The organism is Halothiobacillus sp., assembly GCF_028710545.1.
GTDB lineage: Bacteria > Pseudomonadota > Gammaproteobacteria > Halothiobacillales > Halothiobacillaceae > Halothiobacillus.
Genome location: NZ_JAQTTX010000051.1, coordinates 1 through 16,939 on the forward strand (window position 1 = coordinate 1; position 16,939 = coordinate 16,939).

The window sequence follows — 16,939 nt, forward strand, 5'->3', positions numbered from 1 at the left end:
TTCAGAGAAAGGGCATTGTGCCTGCATAACGCCCAAAATGGGCCGAACCGCCACCTACCATGGCGATTCGGCGTAAAAACCGGGCAATGCTGCTTGGAAAGGTCGTCGTTTGTTGTGAAATTTGAGCCGGATTCGGCCACAGGCATGACTCAGTGGCAGAATTCATTGAAAATCTCGGGTTATTCGAGCTGCCCTTATATCAATACAATCGTCCGGAATCTCACAGCACTTGAATGTGGCTTTGTTTAGCGCACATTCTGGCGTACTACCTGCTTAGTTATGCAGACAGAATAAAAACATGGCGACAAAGCCAGGCGACAAGCTAAACAAAAATGTCATTTGGAAAAGCGTTTTGTTCCTCGGAATATGTTGACGTCTCGCTCATTTGATGGGGTTCTGCACCTGTTCCAGTCGCTCTTGAGTGCCGACATCGACCCACAAGCCGGAAAATACTTGCCCTTGCCCACGCTGGGTGGCGATTTTTTCCCGTAACAGCGTCCCAAGGGCACGCTGTCCTTCGGGTAATCCGGCAAACATCGATTTTTTATAGAGGCCGATGCCGGCATAGGTCAGACAGGTGTCCGCTTCTTGCGCGTCTGTCTCGCACAATCCCAGTTGTTGTCGGTTAAGCGAAAAATCGCCCTTGGGGTGATGTTCGGGATTGGCGACCATCACCAGTCGAAAATCGATTTCAGGGTTGAGTGGGTTGTTGAGCAATTCATCAAATGGAAAGTCGGTGAAGATGTCGCCGTTGACCAGGATAAAGGTGCTACTCAGCAAGGGCAGGGCGTGGCGGATGCCACCGGCGGTTTCCAGGGCTTCGGGCAGGTGGTTTTCCCATGAGTAGTGCAGGTGGACATGCCAGCGGCTGCCATCGCCCAGCGCGGCAGGGATTTGCTCAGCCAGATGGTTGAGGTTGATGATGATGTCGGTAATGCCCGCCTTGGCTAGTCGTTCGATGTGGTGAACGATCAGCGGTTTGCCTTGTATGGGTATCAAAGGTTTTGGAGTGTGATCTGTTAGTGGTCGGAGCCGTTCGCCGCGCCCTGCAGCGAGGATCATGGCGCGAATGGGTTGAGCTAAGTCTGGCATGAGTCGGGTGGTTACCTCGAAGAAGCTGTACAGTCTTTTTTTATCAAACTGGCGTGGCACTGTAACGGTTTTCCAGAATAAATCCCCCTCAATCCCCCTTTGAAAAAGGGGGAGGTAATGCGCTCGATATTCGTTTGACCCTCGTCGAATTAAGGTGCCGGGGTACTTAAGATGCTCGCTGTACCCTTTTGCGGTGGCGCATGCGATGCGCACGCCACCTCACTTTTGAAAAGAGGAACGCGGCGCTTACTTTCCTCCCCCTTTTTCAAAGGGGGATTGAGGGGGATTTTCTAAACTAACCGGGCATTCAAACCAGACTGGGTTCAGACTGGGTATTTCGAACGTGACGAGGCTTTAGTGTTGATCCGCCGTATTGGATTTAACTGTTTTCGCCGCACGTTGGATGACGCGTTCGATCATTTGCTGTTGGGACTTTGAGCTTTCCTTCCCGCTGTTCATCAGTGGTGCAATCAGGGCGTTGATTTTGCCCGGAACGAGCTGCGCGTTGACGGCCTTGATGTCATCGAGTGAAAGCTGGCCGGTATCTGCCTTGAGTTTGAGGTAGTTGGTCAGGTAGCTGTAGCGGGCATTGAGGAAGTTTGCCATGGCGCTGAACACCTGGATCTGTGCATTGAGTACATCGACGATGGTACGGGTGCCAACCTGGTAACCGGCTTCGGTCGCGGCCAGGCTGGTGCGGGCGGATTCTACCGATTGTCCATACGCGGTGATTTCGCTGATGCTGGTGATCACGCCCCGGTAATCGTTGGCTGTGCCCTGTTGCACGGTGCGGCGCAGGTTTTCGATTTCGTTCTGTGTTTGCTGATATTGGTAGGCAGCCTGGCGTGACTTGGCATTGATCCGTCCGCCGGTATAAAGCGGTACGGAAACCTGTAGGCCGATGCTGGCGGCCAGGTTGCTGGATTGCCGGCCATTGAACTGACTTAGTGTGCTGTTGTAGCCGTATTGCCCGGTCAGATCGACCGTGGGCATTCGTGCTGCGCGGTTGATGGCGATATTCTCCTGACTGATCTGGCCGCCGATTTGGGCGCTTTGGAGCGAGATATTCTGTTTGGTTGCCAGATTAATCCACTCTTCGGGATTGGCGGGCTCGGGGCGAGGTGTTGACAGGCTTGTCCGGACATCATCGAGCTCGGATGGCAGTTTGCCGGTGATGGTTGCAAGTAGGGATTGTGCATTCTCAAGCGCATTTCGAGCGGTGATGATGTCGGCATTGGCCTTATCGTAATTGGCCTGTGCATTGGCGACATCGGTAACGGCCACGAGGCCCACTTCATAGCGTTTTTGCGCCTGCTCCAACTGGTTTTTGAATGCCTTTTGACTCGCAACCGCCAGTTGCAGGCTGGCATTGGCTTGCAGCACGGCGAAGTAGGCTGTGCTGGCCCGCAAGAGCAGATCCTGCTGGGCTGCCGCGTAGTCGAGGTCGGCCTGTTTGGCTTGCAGATCGGCTATGCCCAGATTGAGATTATCGATCCGATTGTAAATTACCTGGTTCAGGCTCAGCCCGAGGTTGCGGCCACTGCCTTCGATGACCGTGGGCGCATTGGGGACGCCATTTGATTTGATGTCGGTTCGGCTGTAGTTCAAGCCTGCACTGGCGCCAATTTGTGGTAGCAGGTTTGATCGTGCAATGGGGGTGTTTTCCTGAATGGATAACCGCTTCTGCTGGGCTGCAAGCAGCGTTTGATCATTCTGTTCGGCTAGTGTCACGATATCCATCAGGTCGGCTGAAAAAGCGGGTGAGCCATACGCGCCGATGACCACAAGCGCTGCCAGTACGGTTTTTTTCAACCGATGGGGGTGGGAGTGACTCGTCATGGTTAATTCCTCATCATATTATTAGCCAGCTATCAGTACACTAGCTCAAAGATGGCCTGGATGGGTAGATATTCTCTGCGCGAATGCAGAAATTCCATCCGGCACCGGTTGCGACTCGGTAAATCCCCCCTGCCCCCCTTTTTCAAAGGGGGGTGAATCAGCCCAGCCTCAAGCATAGGCGCATCCACCATGTATGAAGGGGGGTAAATCAGCCCGGCTTCAAGCATAGGCGCATCCCACATGTATGAAGGGGGGTAAATCAGCCCGGCTTCAAGCATAGGCGCATCCCACATGTATGAAGGGGGGGGGTGAATCAGCCCGGCCTCAGGCATAAACGCATCCCCCTTTGTAAAAGGGGGAACGAGGGGGATTTAGCATAGTTTCCATGGATGCCTGATGCCGAATCCAGATTCAACTCACGCAAACGAGAACTGTGGTTTGGGTTCTGCCCCTTTGAGATAGCGTGTGTATGTTTCAAACAGGTTCTGCGTATCGAACTGATCGTTGGCTTGGCGTGTCACCATGGTGGCGGACATGTTCTGTTCGGGCCCGACGATGGCAAACAAGCGGCCACCGACATTGAGCTGCTGCCGATAGGATTCGGGAATGCGTTGCACGGCTCCGGTGAGCACAATCACATCAAAGCGTTCGTTGCCAGCCCAGCCGTTGACGGCATCACCGGTTTCGAGCACCACGCGTTCAATGCCCAGCGCGGCGAGTTTCTCCGCGGCCGATTGGGTGAAATCGGGGTAAATATCCACGGTGTGGACGCTTTGCCCCAAATGAGCCAGGCATGCGGTGAAAAATCCGCTCCCCGTGCCGATTTCCAGAACGCGTTCGTTGGGTGCTACGGCCAAAGATTGCAGAATTCGGCCTTCAACAACGGGCGGCAACATGGTTTCGCCGTGGCCGATCGGCAGCGCGATATCAGAGAAGGCGAATTGGCGCTGTTCAGCGGGCACAAAATGTTCGCGTGGAATCTTGAACAGGGTGTCGAGTACCCGTTTGTCCAGCACATCCCAGGGGCGAATTTGTTGCTCAACCATATTGAAGCGGGCGCGTTCAGTATCAAAAGCCATCATGCGGGAGGATCCTGTTTATTTATGCCTGTCGAATAGTGTTCGGCTTCGATCCGGCCGGAAAACCTTCGGATCGAATGGTCAATCAGCCCGCCAATATACCGAATGCGGGCGGCTATGACCATGATTCCTGACGAAGCATCACTGGTCTTAACCTAAGGAACCTCTGATTGAATCCTTCGTGGCCGAGACGGGCTTTTGAGGGATGAGTCGCAAGGCGCGGTGCGAAACGGGCTTGCGCCAGCTTAATGCGAAGCAGGCGCAAGCCCGCGTTAATGGTTATTCCATTCGTGAGCGGCGCAACAAAGCGGGCTTACGCCAGCTGCGCGTAAATCGCCCTCAAAAGCCCGTCCCATGCGGGTTGCCGCCCAAAAGCCGCAACACTTCGTTATCGGCCTTGGCATCGTAGCGTAAACTACGACCTGCGGCCTCTGCCTCGTTTTGCGGCTTTTGGATCAGCAACTCGGCTCACGAGGGATTCAATCAGAGGTTCCCTAAATAAGAATAATGGTATCGCTGTAACGGGCGACGGTTTTGTCGTGTGTCATCAGGCGCATGGGCTCAGTGAGTGCCTGTGCGACCAAAATGCGATCAAATGGATCCTGGTGGTGCGGTATGAGTGTTTCCGTAGCGATGGTATGTTCTGCGTCGATCGGTAAGAAGCGGTAGCCCGAATCCTGAAAGTAACGCAAAGCATCGTGGCTCGATATGGGCATGTCACCCCAGCCAAGTGAAAACTTAATGGCAATTTCCCAAAGCGTGGCCGCACTGATCCATACGGTTGTTTTTGGCGATTGAATGCGCTCGCGCGCGTCGCTGGGAAGACGGGGGTCGTCCGTGATGGCCCACAGTGCGACGTGGGTGTCGAGTAGGAGGTTCATTTGGCGCTATTGCCTTCAGTGACCGGTATTTGGTTTATGAATTCGGGTCAGTAAACAAAGCCCGCACAAGATCGTTATGTGCGTCGATCGTTTCTGGAACTTCAAACAATCCTTTTGCGATACCTATTCGCTGGCCTTCAAGTGTATCGATGGGGACGAGCTTGGCAGCTGGGCGGCCATGGCGGGCGATGATGATTTCGCGCTCCCGACCTTGTTCAATCGCTTCAACCAGACGGGAAAGTGTGGATTTGGCTTCCAGCATGTTTACCGAAGACATAGGGTTCTTCCTCTGCTCATACGCATTAGCTAGAATTAGCCAGTTTTTCGCGGTTGTCAATCGAAAAGGGTGTTTGCGGTTCAAAATAATCGTCGTGCCTGTATTCTCGTTGGACTTTTGACCTCGCCTGATATACGTTCTCTTTCATCGACTGGGGGTGCGGCACATGTTTTGTGTGTCGCTGAGAGAGTCCCTTGGAACCTGATCCGGCTTGCACCGGCGGAGGGAAGTCGGCCGTTAAGTCCTGCGCCCTTCCTCGCCTGCAAGTCACTCATTAATTTAATATGGGGTTTGACATGAGCGCAGTGCCGAGTGATTTTTTAGCCAAAACGGCGGGGTTGTCCGAGTCGGTCATCGCACCGTTTCCTGCCAGTACCAAAATTTACCAGACGGGTTCGCGCCCGGATATTCGTGTGCCGATGCGTGAAGTGACGTTGACGCCGACCAGAACGGATCGTGGCGTGGAAATCAATCCACCGATCACGATTTACGATACCTCCGGCCCGTACACCGACCCTACGGTCAAGATCGACCTGCTCAAGGGGCTCGAACCGCTACGGGCGAACTGGATCGCCGAGCGCGCCGATACCGAAACCTTGAGCGGCCCGTCCTCCGAATATGGCCTGGCGCGTTTGAACGACCCGAAAACGGCAGGCCTGCGGTTTGGTCATATCCGTACGCCCATCAAGGCCAAGCCGGGCAAGAATGTCTCGCAGATGCATTACGCCCGGCAAGGCATTATTACGCCTGAAATGGAATTCGTGGCGATCCGGGAAAACAACCGCTTGAGGGAAATGCGCGCCGATCCGCGTTACAAAGCGCTGCTGCGTCAGCACAAGGGCGAGTCCTTTGGTGCATCGATTCCCGATGAAATTACCCCTGAGTTTGTGCGGGATGAAATCGCCCGTGGGCGCGCCATTATCCCGGCGAACATCAATCACCCTGAAATCGAGCCGATGATTATCGGCCGAAATTTCCGCACGAAAATCAACGGTAACCTTGGCAACTCGGCGACCACTTCAGGTATCGCCGAAGAAGTCGAAAAGATGGTCTGGGGCATCCGTTGGGGCGCGGACACCATCATGGATCTGTCCACCGGCAAGAACATTCACGAAACCCGCGAATGGATTCTGCGCAATTCACCCGTGCCGATCGGCACCGTGCCGATTTATCAGGCGTTGGAAAAGGTCAACGGCAAGGCCGAAGACCTCACTTGGGAGATTTTCCGCGACACGCTGATCGAACAGGCGGAGCAGGGCGTGGATTACTTCACCATCCACGCCGGTGTGCTGCTGCGCTATGTGCCGCTGACGGCCGAACGTGTGACGGGCATCGTATCTCGTGGCGGTTCGATCATGGCGAAATGGTGCCTGGCGCATCACAAGGAAAATTTCCTGTACACGCATTTCGAAGACATCTGCGAGATCATGAAAGCTTATGATGTCTCGTTCTCTCTGGGCGACGGCTTGCGCCCCGGCTGCCTGGCCGATGCGAACGATGCGGCGCAGTTCGGTGAGCTGCAAACCCTGGGCGAGTTGACCAAAATCGCCTGGAAGCACGATGTGCAGGTGATGATCGAAGGCCCCGGCCATGTGCCGTTGCAGATGATCAAGGAGAACATGGACAAGGAACTGGCCGATTGCTACGAGGCTCCGTTCTACACGCTCGGCCCGCTGGTGACCGATATCGCGCCCGGCTATGACCACATCACCAGTGGCATCGGCGCTGCGAACATCGGTTGGTACGGCACCGCCATGCTGTGCTACGTGACGCCAAAAGAGCATCTGGGGCTGCCGGACAAGGACGATGTGCGCGAAGGGGTAATCACCTACAAGATCGCCGCACATGCTTCCGACTTGGCCAAGGGGTTCCCCGGCGCGCAGGTGCGCGACAACGCCCTATCCAAGGCGCGTTTTGAATTCCGTTGGGCCGATCAGTTCAATCTGGGCCTCGATCCGGAGCGGGCGCGTGAGTACCACGATGAAACCCTGCCGGCCGAAGCGCATAAGGTGGCGCATTTCTGCTCCATGTGCGGCCCACATTTCTGCTCGATGAAGATCACGCAGGACGTGCGCGACTATGCCGAAACGCTTGGGGTCGATGAGATCGAAGCCATCAAGAAAGGCATGGAAGAAAAGTCGGTCGAGTTTGTGAAAAAGGGCGCCGAGGTGTACGGTCGCATCTGATCGAATGCCGAGAAGTGATCTGCGACCCGCGTTCAATCGGACGCGGGTTTTTTCTGTAAAAGCATAATGTACGGGAGATTGAGCCATGATCGAAGTCGGACAAAAACTACCGGAAGCCACCCTCTATCACCGAGGTGAACAAGGGCTAAACGGTTGCTCTGTAACAGAAATGACGGCTGCACAGCGCATTGTGCTGTTTGCCGTGCCGGGTGCATTCACCCCCACTTGTTCGGACGCGCACGTGCCCGGTTTTTTAATGCACAACGAGGAGATTCGGGCAAAAGGCATTGACGATATTTTCTGCGTTGCGGTCAATGATCCCTTCGTGATGAAGTTCTGGGGCGAGCACCTGAACGTGGGTGATTCGGTACGCATGGTTTCCGACGGCAATGGCGCATTCACCCGCGCGTTGGGCATGGAGCGGGATATGAGCAATGGTGCCATGGGTATACGCTCCAAGCGCTACGCCATGATCGTGAAAAATGGTGTGGTCGAATGGCTTGGGGTGGACGAATCGGGGCTTGCCAATTCATCCGCCGAGGCGGTGCTCGCGGCGCTGTAATCTAAGTCTTTGAATTGGATTGCTGAAGATTTTTTAACGAGAACGTCGTTGGGGCAGGGGTTGCAGCCATCCCAGCGCTTCCCTGAGTGTTTCCTGTACCGGGGGTGAAAAGCGCTTGATGCGTCCGTGGCTTTGCAGCAAATCATCCTGCGCCCAGGGTTCCACGCGATAGCAAAGCACGGTGTTGTATCGATCGGGTACGTGCAACGTGAGCGGATCGGGCGCGAAGAAACGTTCCAGTGCGCGGGTCAGGTCCGTTACATCACCCAGTTCATTGCGCCAGATATTGATGCACAGAATGCCGTTGTCACCCAGTTGCGAAGCCAATTGCGCCAGGCTGCGCGTCGGGATCGGCACCATGCCCTGCTCATCGAAAATATCGACCCATAGGATGTCTGCGGCTGGAATGGCTTCCAGTTCATCGCTCGCGCAGATGTCGCCAAATTGGAGCTGCAGGCGGGGATGATCGAGATCCAGCCCGAAGTATTGCTGGGCGATGGGCGCGAGTGTGGGGCGAAGATCGTGCGCGTGAACGGAAATATCGGTATATTCCAATAAATATCGCGCCAGCACGCCGCCACCCAGACCATACAAATTAAGGCGGCGTGGATCGGGGTGCAGAACCAGCCCCACGAGCAAGGCGCGGTAGTAACCGAAGGCCAGTTCGGTCGGTTGGGCGGGATACCAGCCGGATTGTGCGGTGTGGTTACCGAAGTGCAAAGTGATTTCCCCGGCGCTTTCGATGACTTCGATCAGCCCCCAGGCATCGCGCACGGATAGTTTTTTCAGTGTCATCTGCTATAACCAATGCACGGTGAGATTAAGAGCGTCATATGAGCAATTCACGATTCATTCCTTTTGTTGCCGGCATCTGTTTATCGCTGATGGCCGCCGGCACTACTTTTGCGGCCAGCTTCAAGGTGGGCGACCGGGTATTCATTCCACTTTATTCCGAGAACCTGCTGGATGACGGCTACGCTGATGGCATCATCCAGCGCATCAATGCCGATGGCACCGTGAATATCAAGCTGTCTGATGTCGTCAATGGCGAAGACAAGACCATGTATGGTACCTGCAGCCCGTCGGGTGCTTCCGAGCAAATCATGACGGCACCGACGGCACGCGCGAAGGAGGTCGTCAACGACGTGCCCACCGACAAGATTTTACCTTGGACGATCGGGCAATTTCAGTACGTCGAGCGGGAAAATCTCTCAACCACGCTGCAACGCTGGTTGGGTAGTGGCATGGCCATCACGCCCAATTCGCTGGATATAGCCGATCGTCGGGCGCGTGAGCTGGATTTGCCCCGACTGCGTGTCGTTATCGCCATTGCCAAACTGCAGGTGGAATCCACCGGCGGCAATGGCTTTCCGGTACCGGCCAGCCGTGCCTTGCATGGGGCGGCAAAAATGCTCGATGACGTTGCCGCACTGGTTCAATCGCACCCGAATGCAGTGTCGGATGCGGCCGCCATCCTGGCAAAAACAGCCCCGCCACACAGCAAGGATCTGCTTGTCGAAGCCATCGTGCACATCGCGCAATTGACGCAAAAGCAGTTGGCGCAGTTAGCCAGCGATTACCCCGACCCAATGAAGGTCGAGGGCTACACGCCCGCCCAACTGATAGCCATCTACGCAGGCTATTACCGGATGATGACGGCAAACGATACCCAGCCCTATGAGAACGCCAAGGTCGCTTATTTCAGCGACAAGGTGGCGCAGGCTATCCTGAGTGGGCATTGGCCCAAGTGGTGAATAGGTAGTGTGGATAGGGGCGTCAGTCCCTGTGCGGCAATTTCGGTGGAGCGGGAAAACCCGCATCAATAGTTCAACCAGTTTTGCACCGCTAAGCCCGGAACCCGAGCAAATTCGGCCTCATTGGCGGTGACCAAGATCGCATCCAGCGCCAGTGCATGAGCGGCAATCAGTAAATCGTTAGGGCCGATGGGCGTGCCCGATTGCGTCAAATGATGCCGGACCTGTGCATAAATCTGATCCGCAGGTTGCTCAAAGGGCGCAATTTCCATTTCGGCCAGAATGGTTTCGACTTGTAAGGCCAACTTGTTTGATCCTTTTTTGCTTACCCCATAACGCAGTTCGGAAGCCACGATAATTGAGGTAAACACGGCATCCTCACCTACACGAGTGATTGCTTGGGCGATTTCACCCCGTGGCCACTTAACTAAATCAGAGATGATGTTGGTGTCCAGCAGGTAACGAGATGCCTGAGTGACAGGTTGGGTCGCCGGTCGGGTCACAGGTCTGTCTCGTCCAAGGCCTGGAGGTCTTCATCTATATCCGGGAAAGAATCTTCCATGTTGTGCATAGTGGATAAAGTGGCTAGTAACCCCTTTTTGCGTACGGGTTCGATTACCAGGCGGTGATCCTCCCGACGCATGATGACTTCACTGACATCAAACTCGAACTCGCGCGGTATCCGAACAGCCTGATTTCGGCCGTTGCGAAACAAGCGAACGTGTCGTTCTGTGTGCATGGCAACCTCGCTTCTTGCTTTTTGGCATATGCCGGAGCATATGCTTGCTGCTGGGCGGTGTCAAATCAGCAGGTTGGTCAAAAGTACGCAGGAATGAGACTGGTAGATTTTGTCGAAATGCTCCATCCGAGCACTGGTTTGTTTGGATCAGCCGATTTAAGGTTGTGGCTGTTGTTGTCGCGTTTCGGCATGTTCCCGTCGGGCGGCCTGATAGACCTCGCGGGCTGCGTCCAGATTCATCAGGAAAATCCCCAAGCCCACGATCAGATCGGGCAAAGCCGAATGCCATAATAGGGTGAGCAAGCCCGCCGCGATGATGGCGACGTTGGCCAGTGCATCGTTTCGGGCGGAAAGAAAGGCCGCGCGGGTCAGACTACCCTGGTGATGTCTGAACCGGACGAGCAGGAAGGCACAGATCAGATTGACGAACAACGCACCCAACCCGGTCAGGCTCAAATCAAAGGCATCGGGTGGCGCCTGACTGACGACCTTGTTCCAGGCCATCCATAGGGTGGCAACGCCCGGAATGAGCAGGACGCCTGCCAGGAGCATACCCAGTCGGGCACGGTAAGCGAGGCTGAGCCCGATGCCGATGAGGATCAGCAGGTTGATCGCGGTGTCTTCGAGAAAATCGATGGAGTCCGCAAACAGGGAAACCGAGCCGATCGATTGGGCAACAGTGAACTCGACCCAGAAATAACTGAAGTTCAGTAACGCCACCCACAGGACGGCTCGTCGCAATGGACCGTGTGCACCAAGCTCACTCATGTTGCTTGATCGCGGTTTTGAATTGTTCTTGTTGCGCCGGGCTGGCTTCACTTTGGTAGCGCTTTTTCCACTCGTCGTAGGGCATGCCGTAGATCGCCACGCGCGCATCGTGGTCGCTCAGCTTGGTACCCCGTTCCTCGGCGGCTTCGCGATACCAGCGTGACAGGCAGTTCCGGCAGAATCCGGTCAGGCTCATCATGTCGATATTCTGTACGTCGGTTCGTTCTTGCAGATGCGCGACCAGACGGCGGAAGGCGGCGGCTTCCCATTCGGTTTTGTCTTTTGCATCGGCGGTTGAGGTGTTGTGTTCGTTCATCGGTGTATTTCCAGCGTTGATTGAAGTTCGACAGAAGGGCACCTCGAAAAACCTACTGAACGCGAAGCTGGCGACAGCCCGCGACCCGATTGCTGCGTTGGGCGGTGCTCGCTCCCTAACGTGTAGCTGGCGAAAGCCCGCCTATCTATTTGATATGTCTCGGTCGCTGCGCTCCGGCCGCCTTGCACTCGGGCCGCTAACGCGGAGCTGGCGTCAGCCCGTGACGGTTTTTCGAGGTACCCAGAATTTTTCAGGCAGGTGTCCGGGTGACCAGGGTCACGGCATGCAGCGCACCGGAAGCTAAGGATGGCGCCAGTATCTTGTTCACGCGCTGGTGCTGTTGCAGCATGGTTTTACCTGCAAATTCGGAACTCACTACCGTGATCTTAAAGTTGCAACCTTCGCCTTTGGGGTGAACCTCGGCATCGGGGATTTCATTTTGAATCATGGAAACGATTTCGGCGGGATTCATGGCGTAACCTCAGTCTATGTGCGTGGTTAAAAACAGCCAGTCTGTTGCACAAATGGCGTGCTTACTTTTTCTGTATTAATCGAGTAGTGATTTTAGCGGCAAACCGATCACGTCGCTGCGCCAACCGGTTGTGAGTTTGTTCGGGGTATCGGGAGCGCGTATCAAGCGCAGCATATCGTCAGTGGTGGCGAGTAGTGATGGACTGATTTCCATTTGCTTGCTGAGTTCCTGCACCAAAGCCTGCATACGGCCAAGAATGGCATTCGTTTCGGGGTCGGTGCGTTGGAATGCCTGCCACTGGGGGAAAGCTTCCGGCGGCAACTGTTTGGCTCGCTCGATGGTGGCGCGTAATTCATCGATTTGTTCGTCGCTCAGGTGATGTCGTGCAATTTTGGGGTTCAACAGGTTGGGCCGGAACTGACGTGAGCCGGCCAGTTCCAGCGCCTGCTCGTCACTCAAGACCCAGCGCCGGGGCAGGTTGAGTTCGCGCGCCCATGCTTCCCGCCAGGTCGTGATTGCATCGAGTACGGCGCGCTGCGCTGCGCGCAAGGTCTGTTGACCGCGCACCTTGCGCCAGAGACCGGTCATCTGCGGTTGGAAGCGATGGGGGTCGCTCAGTGCCGCACACTCCTCGTCGAACCATTCCAGCCGGTTTCTGGTGGCCAACTGCTCGCGGAGCAGGGGGTACATGCTGCGTAAAAAGCGGACGTCATCAGCCGCGTAGTGTTGCTGTTCTGTGGTTAGTGGGCGCTGAGCCCAATTCGTACGGCTTTGTGATTTATCGAGTTCAACATTCAGCAGGCGATGAACAAGGTTGGCGTAGCCGATTTGTTCGCCAAGCCCTAAAAAGGCCGCAGCGATCTGGCTGTCCCGCAGGGTTTGCGGCAGGGCGCCGGAGTGAAGATAGATCAGTTCCAGATCCTGCTCTGCGGCATGGAAGACCAGTGGGGAAGATGTTCGGTTCAGTTCATGCCACAAAGGAGCCAACGGCACGGTCAGCGGATCGATCAGCCAGATGGCGTCAGGGATGGCGATCTGTACCAGGCACAGTTGTGGGAAATAGGTGGATTCCCGCATGAACTCCGTGTCGATTGTGGCCCAGGTTGATTCGACAAACTGGCCACAAACGTCTTGTAGTGCCGATGAGGATTGAATTAACCGGGGCTGTTGCGCAAGCCCGAACCTGTCCGTGATAGTCACGAGCTCAGGGCAGAACCTTGATGGATTCGATCAGGACGGTTTTTTTCGGCACATCCTGAGGGAAGGGGCCTGCTGCACCGGTTGGCGTGCTGACGATTTGATCGACAACATTCATGCCGGAGGTTACATGACCGAACACGGCATAGCCTGCGCCCTGCGTGGAAGGGCCGCTGTAATCCAGAAATTTGTTGTCGGCCACGTTGATGAAAAACTGGGTCGTGGCCGAATCAGGATCGCTGGTGCGCGCCATGGCGATGGTGCCGCGCCGGTTGCCGAGGCCGTTGTCGGCTTCGTTGACGATCGGCGCTTGGGTCGGTTTCTGGCGGAAATCAGGTGTGAAACCACCACCCTGAATCATGAAACCGGGAATGACGCGATGGAAGATCGTGCCGTTGTAGAACCCCGACTTCACATAGCTCAGGAAATTTTCGACCGTTTTTGGTGCTTTGGCTGCGTCCAGTTCAACGGTAATCGCCCCCATGTTGGTGGCGATTTGAACGGAAACAGGTTTGGCCTTTGTCGCTTCGGTCGCAAAGACGGATGAAGTTGAACCGAGAAGGCAAGCGACGGCGACGGTCGAAAATAGGCGACGGCTTTTATTCATCACGCTGTACGCGCTCCAGCCGCTCGTGCCGTTCCTGGGCTTCGATGGTCAGCGTGGCGATCGGGCGGGCTTCGAGGCGACGGATGCCGATTTCATCACCCGTTTCTTCGCAATAACCGTAGGTGCCTTCCGCGATCTGTTTTAAGGCCTTGTCGATCTTGTTGATCAGCTTGCGATAACGGTCACGGGTGCGAAGCTCCAAGGCAGCATCCGACTCGAGCGATGCCCGGTCGTTGATATCCGGTTCCTGCCAGTTTTCTTCACGCAGGTGATTGACCGTAGTTTCGGATTCTTCGAGTAGTTCATTACGCCAAGTGAGCAGCTTCTGCTTGAAATATTCGAGCTGCATGGGGTTCATGTATTCTTCGGATTCCGAAGGCTTGTAACCGGGCGGGAGCGTGACTGCCATGTACCAAAACCTCATTCCGGCTTGCGTTAAGCGCGCCGTTGTCTAAAAACCAAACGCAAAGGCAAGTGAAAAACACACTGCCGACGCGCAAACAGCCCGTGAGTATAAGTTTAGCTGACTGCCTACGCAACGCCGTTATTGCGGGCAACACTGTCGCCAATATCTGCACATTTCAGAAAGGGCGGTTTCAATGACCAAGTGCAAAAAGAGCAGCATGATGCTGCTTGAAGTCGAAGGCGTCCGGTGTAAACAACTCAGCTGGACACTTAAAGCCCAGCGATTTGCGTGGTCGCGTGTTCAGTTGCCAGGCAATCGCGTCCAGCTCTTCTTGAGTGAAGCCACTCAGGTCGCTCCCCTTGGGTAGGTACTGCCGCAGCAGGCCGTTGGTGTTCTCGTTGATGCCGCGCTGCCAAGGGCTGTGGGGATCGGCAAAGTAGACGTTCACACCGGTTGCTTCTGTCAGCCGCCGATGTTGCGCCATCTCCCGGCCTTGATCGTAGGTCAGCGACAAGCGCTTTTGCGCCTCGATACGATTGAGCACATGACTGAACCCGCTCAGTGCCGCTTCAGCGCTGGCGTTGTCCATCTTGGACAGCACGGTGAACAGCGTGGTGCGCTCCACCAGGGTGCCGACCGCCGAGCGGTTGTACGCGCCCTTAATGAGATCGCCCTCCCAGTGCCCCGGTACCAGCTGCTCTTCAATCTCAGGCGGGCGCTCATGAATGCTGACCATGTCGGGTATCTTCCCGCGTCGATCTTCACCACGCGCACGGGGGCGGCGTTTGGCATGGCCAAAACGCAGCCAGCCAATCACTTCCGTGCGCAGCGCACCGCGTGGCATGGCGTAGATCGCGGTGTAGATGGTTTCGTGAGAAACCTGCAACGATGGGGTGTTAGCGTGCACAAGTGCCAGTGTGCCAGCAATCTGCTCGGGCGAGTAGCCCGTCTTCAGATAGCGCATGACATGCGCCCACAAAGGGGTTCCTGGTCGCAGGCGGCGCTCGACGCGGGGTTTGACCGTGCTTGCTTGGGCGCGCTTATGAGCCGCTTCGGCGCAGTAACCGCCGGTCACGGAAGGTCGCCCTGGGCCGCGCGGCGTCTTCGGTCGTCTCCAGCCGTTGCGACGCAGCTCCCTGGAAATGGTCGATGCCGAGCGATTCAGTCCCATGGCAATGGTCGCCGGCTTGACCCCCGTCGCCAGCTGCGTTTGGATCAGCGCCCGCTCTTCAATACTCAACTGTTTGTAGATTTTTCCCATGCAACATTATCCTCAAAAAATGTTGCACTTGGGTTTTGAGCGCGCCAAGTGTTTGCGCGATTGGAAAGAATATTCTTTATTTGGTTGGGGCTTAACCCATTTCCGTGCAAAGCGCGGTGGGTAAGCGTACCCAGTCGGAGATCGACTCTGCATCAGGTTGCTAACAGAGCAATCACTCACTCGCGTGAAGATTGCTCGTGGCGGTCATTCAGGAATTGCGCCCGATGTGCGGACGCTTCGCTTGCTTTAGCCCATTTTGGCTGCGCGCGTCCTCAGGCCAAAACCAGCCATGCCCGTTACCAGCAGGGCTAACAAAGCCAGACCCCAGGTGGATAATGTGGGAATGGATGAAATGGCGGCGCCACCGGGGGAAACTTGCAGTGTGGAGCCGGTAGCGCCGGCGGGGAGAGCATCGCCCGGAGCGGTCATATAATACGTGCCGCCGACTGCAAGCGTTACGGCTGCCGCTGATCCGCCTGTGCCAATGTCATCGGGGACATGGGTTACCGGGCCAAAGTTGTTTGGGCTGGCCAGATCCCAAGTGCCGCCGGGAAAACCGGAAACGGTATCACTGATATCCATCACCACAGTAAAATCACCAAAGCTTGGATTGGTGGCAACGGGTGTAAGCCCCATGTAAAGGCCATCATCCGTTGAGCAGAAGTTGGCGTTGGTGATTGCTTGTGGGCTGCTACCATTGACGCTGATCGTTGCTGAATCGGCAGGTACACAGTGGCCAGGGTCGCCCGCAACCTGCGTGGCTACAATGTTCGCTGTATCTGCATTGATTGAGATTAGCGCGGTTGCGCCGGGCCCGAATGCCGTGCCACCAAGACTACCCGATGCCTGCTGGATGTTCAGAACATACTGAATGGGCGCCGCCTGCGCGGCGGTGGCGGTAACAAAAAACAGGCTGAAAATTCCAGAAAGGATGAAACGTTTTGACATGACACAACTCCATTTGAAGCAAAACTATCTACGATCGATTGTATCCTAGCCCGGATATTTCACCGCCCCATGATTTGAGCACATTCCCGTGACATGCTGGGCAAGGCTGATGGGGTAATGGCGTCGATTGCTCAATCCTTGAGCCATTTCCTGAATTTCGGGCAAACCTCCCCCTACCCCCGAAGCGTCAACATGTCGGGGCCGCACTCGAGTTGGCTCAGGGTGAAGTCAGGGCACGCGCGGCGGTGAGGTAGACCTCGCGCAAGGGATGATGCGAGGCGAACAGGATGCGGATGCGCCGGGTGTTGCGGATCACCGCCGCGCCGATCTTAAAGAGTTTCACGCGTATCGTCGCGGCACTCGCCCGTGCCAGTTCGGTGTCGGCCAGCGCCATCTCGCGCAGGCGCTGCATCAGGGTATAGGCCAACGCCGAGAACAGGATGCGCAGCCAGTTGGTCAGAAATTTCTGGCTGGAAGCCCGGGTGCCGAACAGATCAAGCTGCGTCTCCTTGATCCGGTTCTCCGCCTCTCCCCGCTGGCAATACAGGCCGTCGT

Annotated in this window: 21 protein-coding genes and 1 riboswitch; of the genes, 3 read left to right on the forward strand and 18 right to left on the reverse strand. The window is 55.8% G+C overall.

The features are described from left to right. Positions 1 to 381: 381 nt before the first annotated feature. From murU to PHD44_RS10245, 6 genes are all read right to left on the reverse strand, one after another. Entirely contained in the window at positions 382 to 1,071 is a 690-nt protein-coding gene (gene murU / locus PHD44_RS10220) for an N-acetylmuramate alpha-1-phosphate uridylyltransferase MurU (protein ID WP_300191262.1), read from the reverse strand. Positions 1,072 to 1,446: 375 nt separating this feature from the next. Next, on the reverse strand, positions 1,447 to 2,931 hold the full coding sequence (locus tag PHD44_RS10225; RefSeq protein ID WP_300191224.1) for a TolC family outer membrane protein: 1,485 nt from the start codon (positions 2,929 to 2,931) through the stop codon (positions 1,447 to 1,449). A gap of 416 nt (positions 2,932 to 3,347) precedes the next feature. After that, positions 3,348 to 4,013 carry a protein-L-isoaspartate O-methyltransferase gene (locus PHD44_RS10230; RefSeq protein WP_300191225.1) on the reverse strand — a complete coding sequence of 222 codons (666 nt, stop codon included), beginning with the start codon at positions 4,011 to 4,013 and terminating at the stop codon, positions 3,348 to 3,350. A 336-nt stretch (positions 4,014 to 4,349) separates the two neighbouring features. Next, positions 4,350 to 4,472 (reverse strand): hypothetical protein, encoded by a 123-nt coding sequence (locus tag PHD44_RS10235; protein WP_300186763.1) that lies wholly within the window; start codon positions 4,470 to 4,472, stop codon positions 4,350 to 4,352. Positions 4,473 to 4,504: 32 nt separating this feature from the next. Then, on the reverse strand, positions 4,505 to 4,891 hold the full coding sequence (locus PHD44_RS10240) for a type II toxin-antitoxin system VapC family toxin (RefSeq protein WP_300191228.1): 387 nt from the start codon (positions 4,889 to 4,891) through the stop codon (positions 4,505 to 4,507). Positions 4,892 to 4,925: 34 nt separating this feature from the next. Beyond that, the gene (locus PHD44_RS10245; protein WP_298220271.1) at positions 4,926 to 5,168 is read right to left on the reverse strand and encodes a type II toxin-antitoxin system Phd/YefM family antitoxin; all 243 of its coding nucleotides are present in this window, start codon (positions 5,166 to 5,168) and stop codon (positions 4,926 to 4,928) included. Positions 5,169 to 5,311: 143 nt separating this feature from the next. Then, a riboswitch (TPP riboswitch) is annotated at positions 5,312 to 5,413 on the forward strand. 51 nt (positions 5,414 to 5,464) lie between these two features. Here PHD44_RS10245 and thiC point away from each other — a divergent pair. Next, entirely contained in the window at positions 5,465 to 7,354 is a 1,890-nt protein-coding gene (thiC, locus tag PHD44_RS10250) for a phosphomethylpyrimidine synthase ThiC (RefSeq protein ID WP_300191231.1), read from the forward strand. An 85-nt stretch (positions 7,355 to 7,439) separates the two neighbouring features. Further along, positions 7,440 to 7,916 (forward strand): peroxiredoxin, encoded by a 477-nt coding sequence (locus PHD44_RS10255; protein ID WP_300191233.1) that lies wholly within the window; start codon positions 7,440 to 7,442, stop codon positions 7,914 to 7,916. 33 nt (positions 7,917 to 7,949) lie between these two features. Here the strand turns inward: PHD44_RS10255 and PHD44_RS10260 are convergent, their stop codons facing one another. Next, positions 7,950 to 8,711, reverse strand: coding sequence for a hypothetical protein (locus PHD44_RS10260; RefSeq protein WP_300191236.1), 762 nt, complete (start codon positions 8,709 to 8,711; stop codon positions 7,950 to 7,952). A gap of 38 nt (positions 8,712 to 8,749) precedes the next feature. Between PHD44_RS10260 and PHD44_RS10265 the strand changes: the two genes are divergently transcribed. Next, complete coding sequence (locus PHD44_RS10265; protein ID WP_300191239.1) at positions 8,750 to 9,670, forward strand: hypothetical protein; 921 nt, start codon at positions 8,750 to 8,752, stop codon at positions 9,668 to 9,670. Positions 9,671 to 9,735: 65 nt separating this feature from the next. On the opposite strand, the gene PHD44_RS10270 is transcribed toward PHD44_RS10265, so the two are convergent. The 11 genes from PHD44_RS10270 to PHD44_RS10320 form a co-directional block, all read right to left on the reverse strand. Continuing rightward, positions 9,736 to 10,173 (reverse strand): type II toxin-antitoxin system VapC family toxin, encoded by a 438-nt coding sequence (locus PHD44_RS10270; protein ID WP_300191240.1) that lies wholly within the window; start codon positions 10,171 to 10,173, stop codon positions 9,736 to 9,738. Continuing rightward, on the reverse strand, positions 10,170 to 10,409 hold the full coding sequence (locus PHD44_RS10275; RefSeq protein WP_290678773.1) for an AbrB/MazE/SpoVT family DNA-binding domain-containing protein: 240 nt from the start codon (positions 10,407 to 10,409) through the stop codon (positions 10,170 to 10,172). Before PHD44_RS10275 ends, PHD44_RS10270 begins: the two co-directional genes overlap by 4 nt. 156 nt (positions 10,410 to 10,565) lie before the next feature. Further along, the gene (locus PHD44_RS10280; RefSeq protein WP_300191244.1) at positions 10,566 to 11,177 is read right to left on the reverse strand and encodes a cation transporter; all 612 of its coding nucleotides are present in this window, start codon (positions 11,175 to 11,177) and stop codon (positions 10,566 to 10,568) included. Then, entirely contained in the window at positions 11,170 to 11,493 is a 324-nt protein-coding gene (locus tag PHD44_RS10285; protein WP_300191245.1) for a DUF1244 domain-containing protein, read from the reverse strand. The genes PHD44_RS10280 and PHD44_RS10285 overlap by 8 nt, the downstream gene beginning before the upstream one ends. 250 nt (positions 11,494 to 11,743) lie before the next feature. Further along, complete coding sequence (locus PHD44_RS10290; protein WP_300191248.1) at positions 11,744 to 11,965, reverse strand: BolA/IbaG family iron-sulfur metabolism protein; 222 nt, start codon at positions 11,963 to 11,965, stop codon at positions 11,744 to 11,746. A 75-nt stretch (positions 11,966 to 12,040) separates the two neighbouring features. Then, positions 12,041 to 13,165 (reverse strand): ribonuclease D, encoded by a 1,125-nt coding sequence (gene rnd / locus PHD44_RS10295; RefSeq protein ID WP_300191250.1) that lies wholly within the window; start codon positions 13,163 to 13,165, stop codon positions 12,041 to 12,043. Positions 13,166 to 13,169: 4 nt separating this feature from the next. Continuing rightward, complete coding sequence (locus PHD44_RS10300; RefSeq protein ID WP_300191264.1) at positions 13,170 to 13,769, reverse strand: peptidylprolyl isomerase; 600 nt, start codon at positions 13,767 to 13,769, stop codon at positions 13,170 to 13,172. Then, positions 13,762 to 14,178, reverse strand: a complete 417-nt coding sequence (dksA, locus tag PHD44_RS10305) for an RNA polymerase-binding protein DksA (RefSeq protein ID WP_300191253.1) — start codon at positions 14,176 to 14,178, stop codon at positions 13,762 to 13,764. Before dksA ends, PHD44_RS10300 begins: the two co-directional genes overlap by 8 nt. 187 nt (positions 14,179 to 14,365) lie before the next feature. Further along, a complete protein-coding gene (locus PHD44_RS10310) occupies positions 14,366 to 15,436 on the reverse strand; it encodes an IS30 family transposase (protein ID WP_300191256.1) in 1,071 nt (356 codons plus the stop codon). A gap of 246 nt (positions 15,437 to 15,682) precedes the next feature. Then, positions 15,683 to 16,384, reverse strand: coding sequence for an IPTL-CTERM sorting domain-containing protein (locus tag PHD44_RS10315; protein WP_300191257.1), 702 nt, complete (start codon positions 16,382 to 16,384; stop codon positions 15,683 to 15,685). 217 nt (positions 16,385 to 16,601) lie between these two features. After that, positions 16,602 to 16,939: transposase (locus tag PHD44_RS10320; protein WP_300191259.1), on the reverse strand; the 338-nt coding region annotated here is incomplete at its 5' end.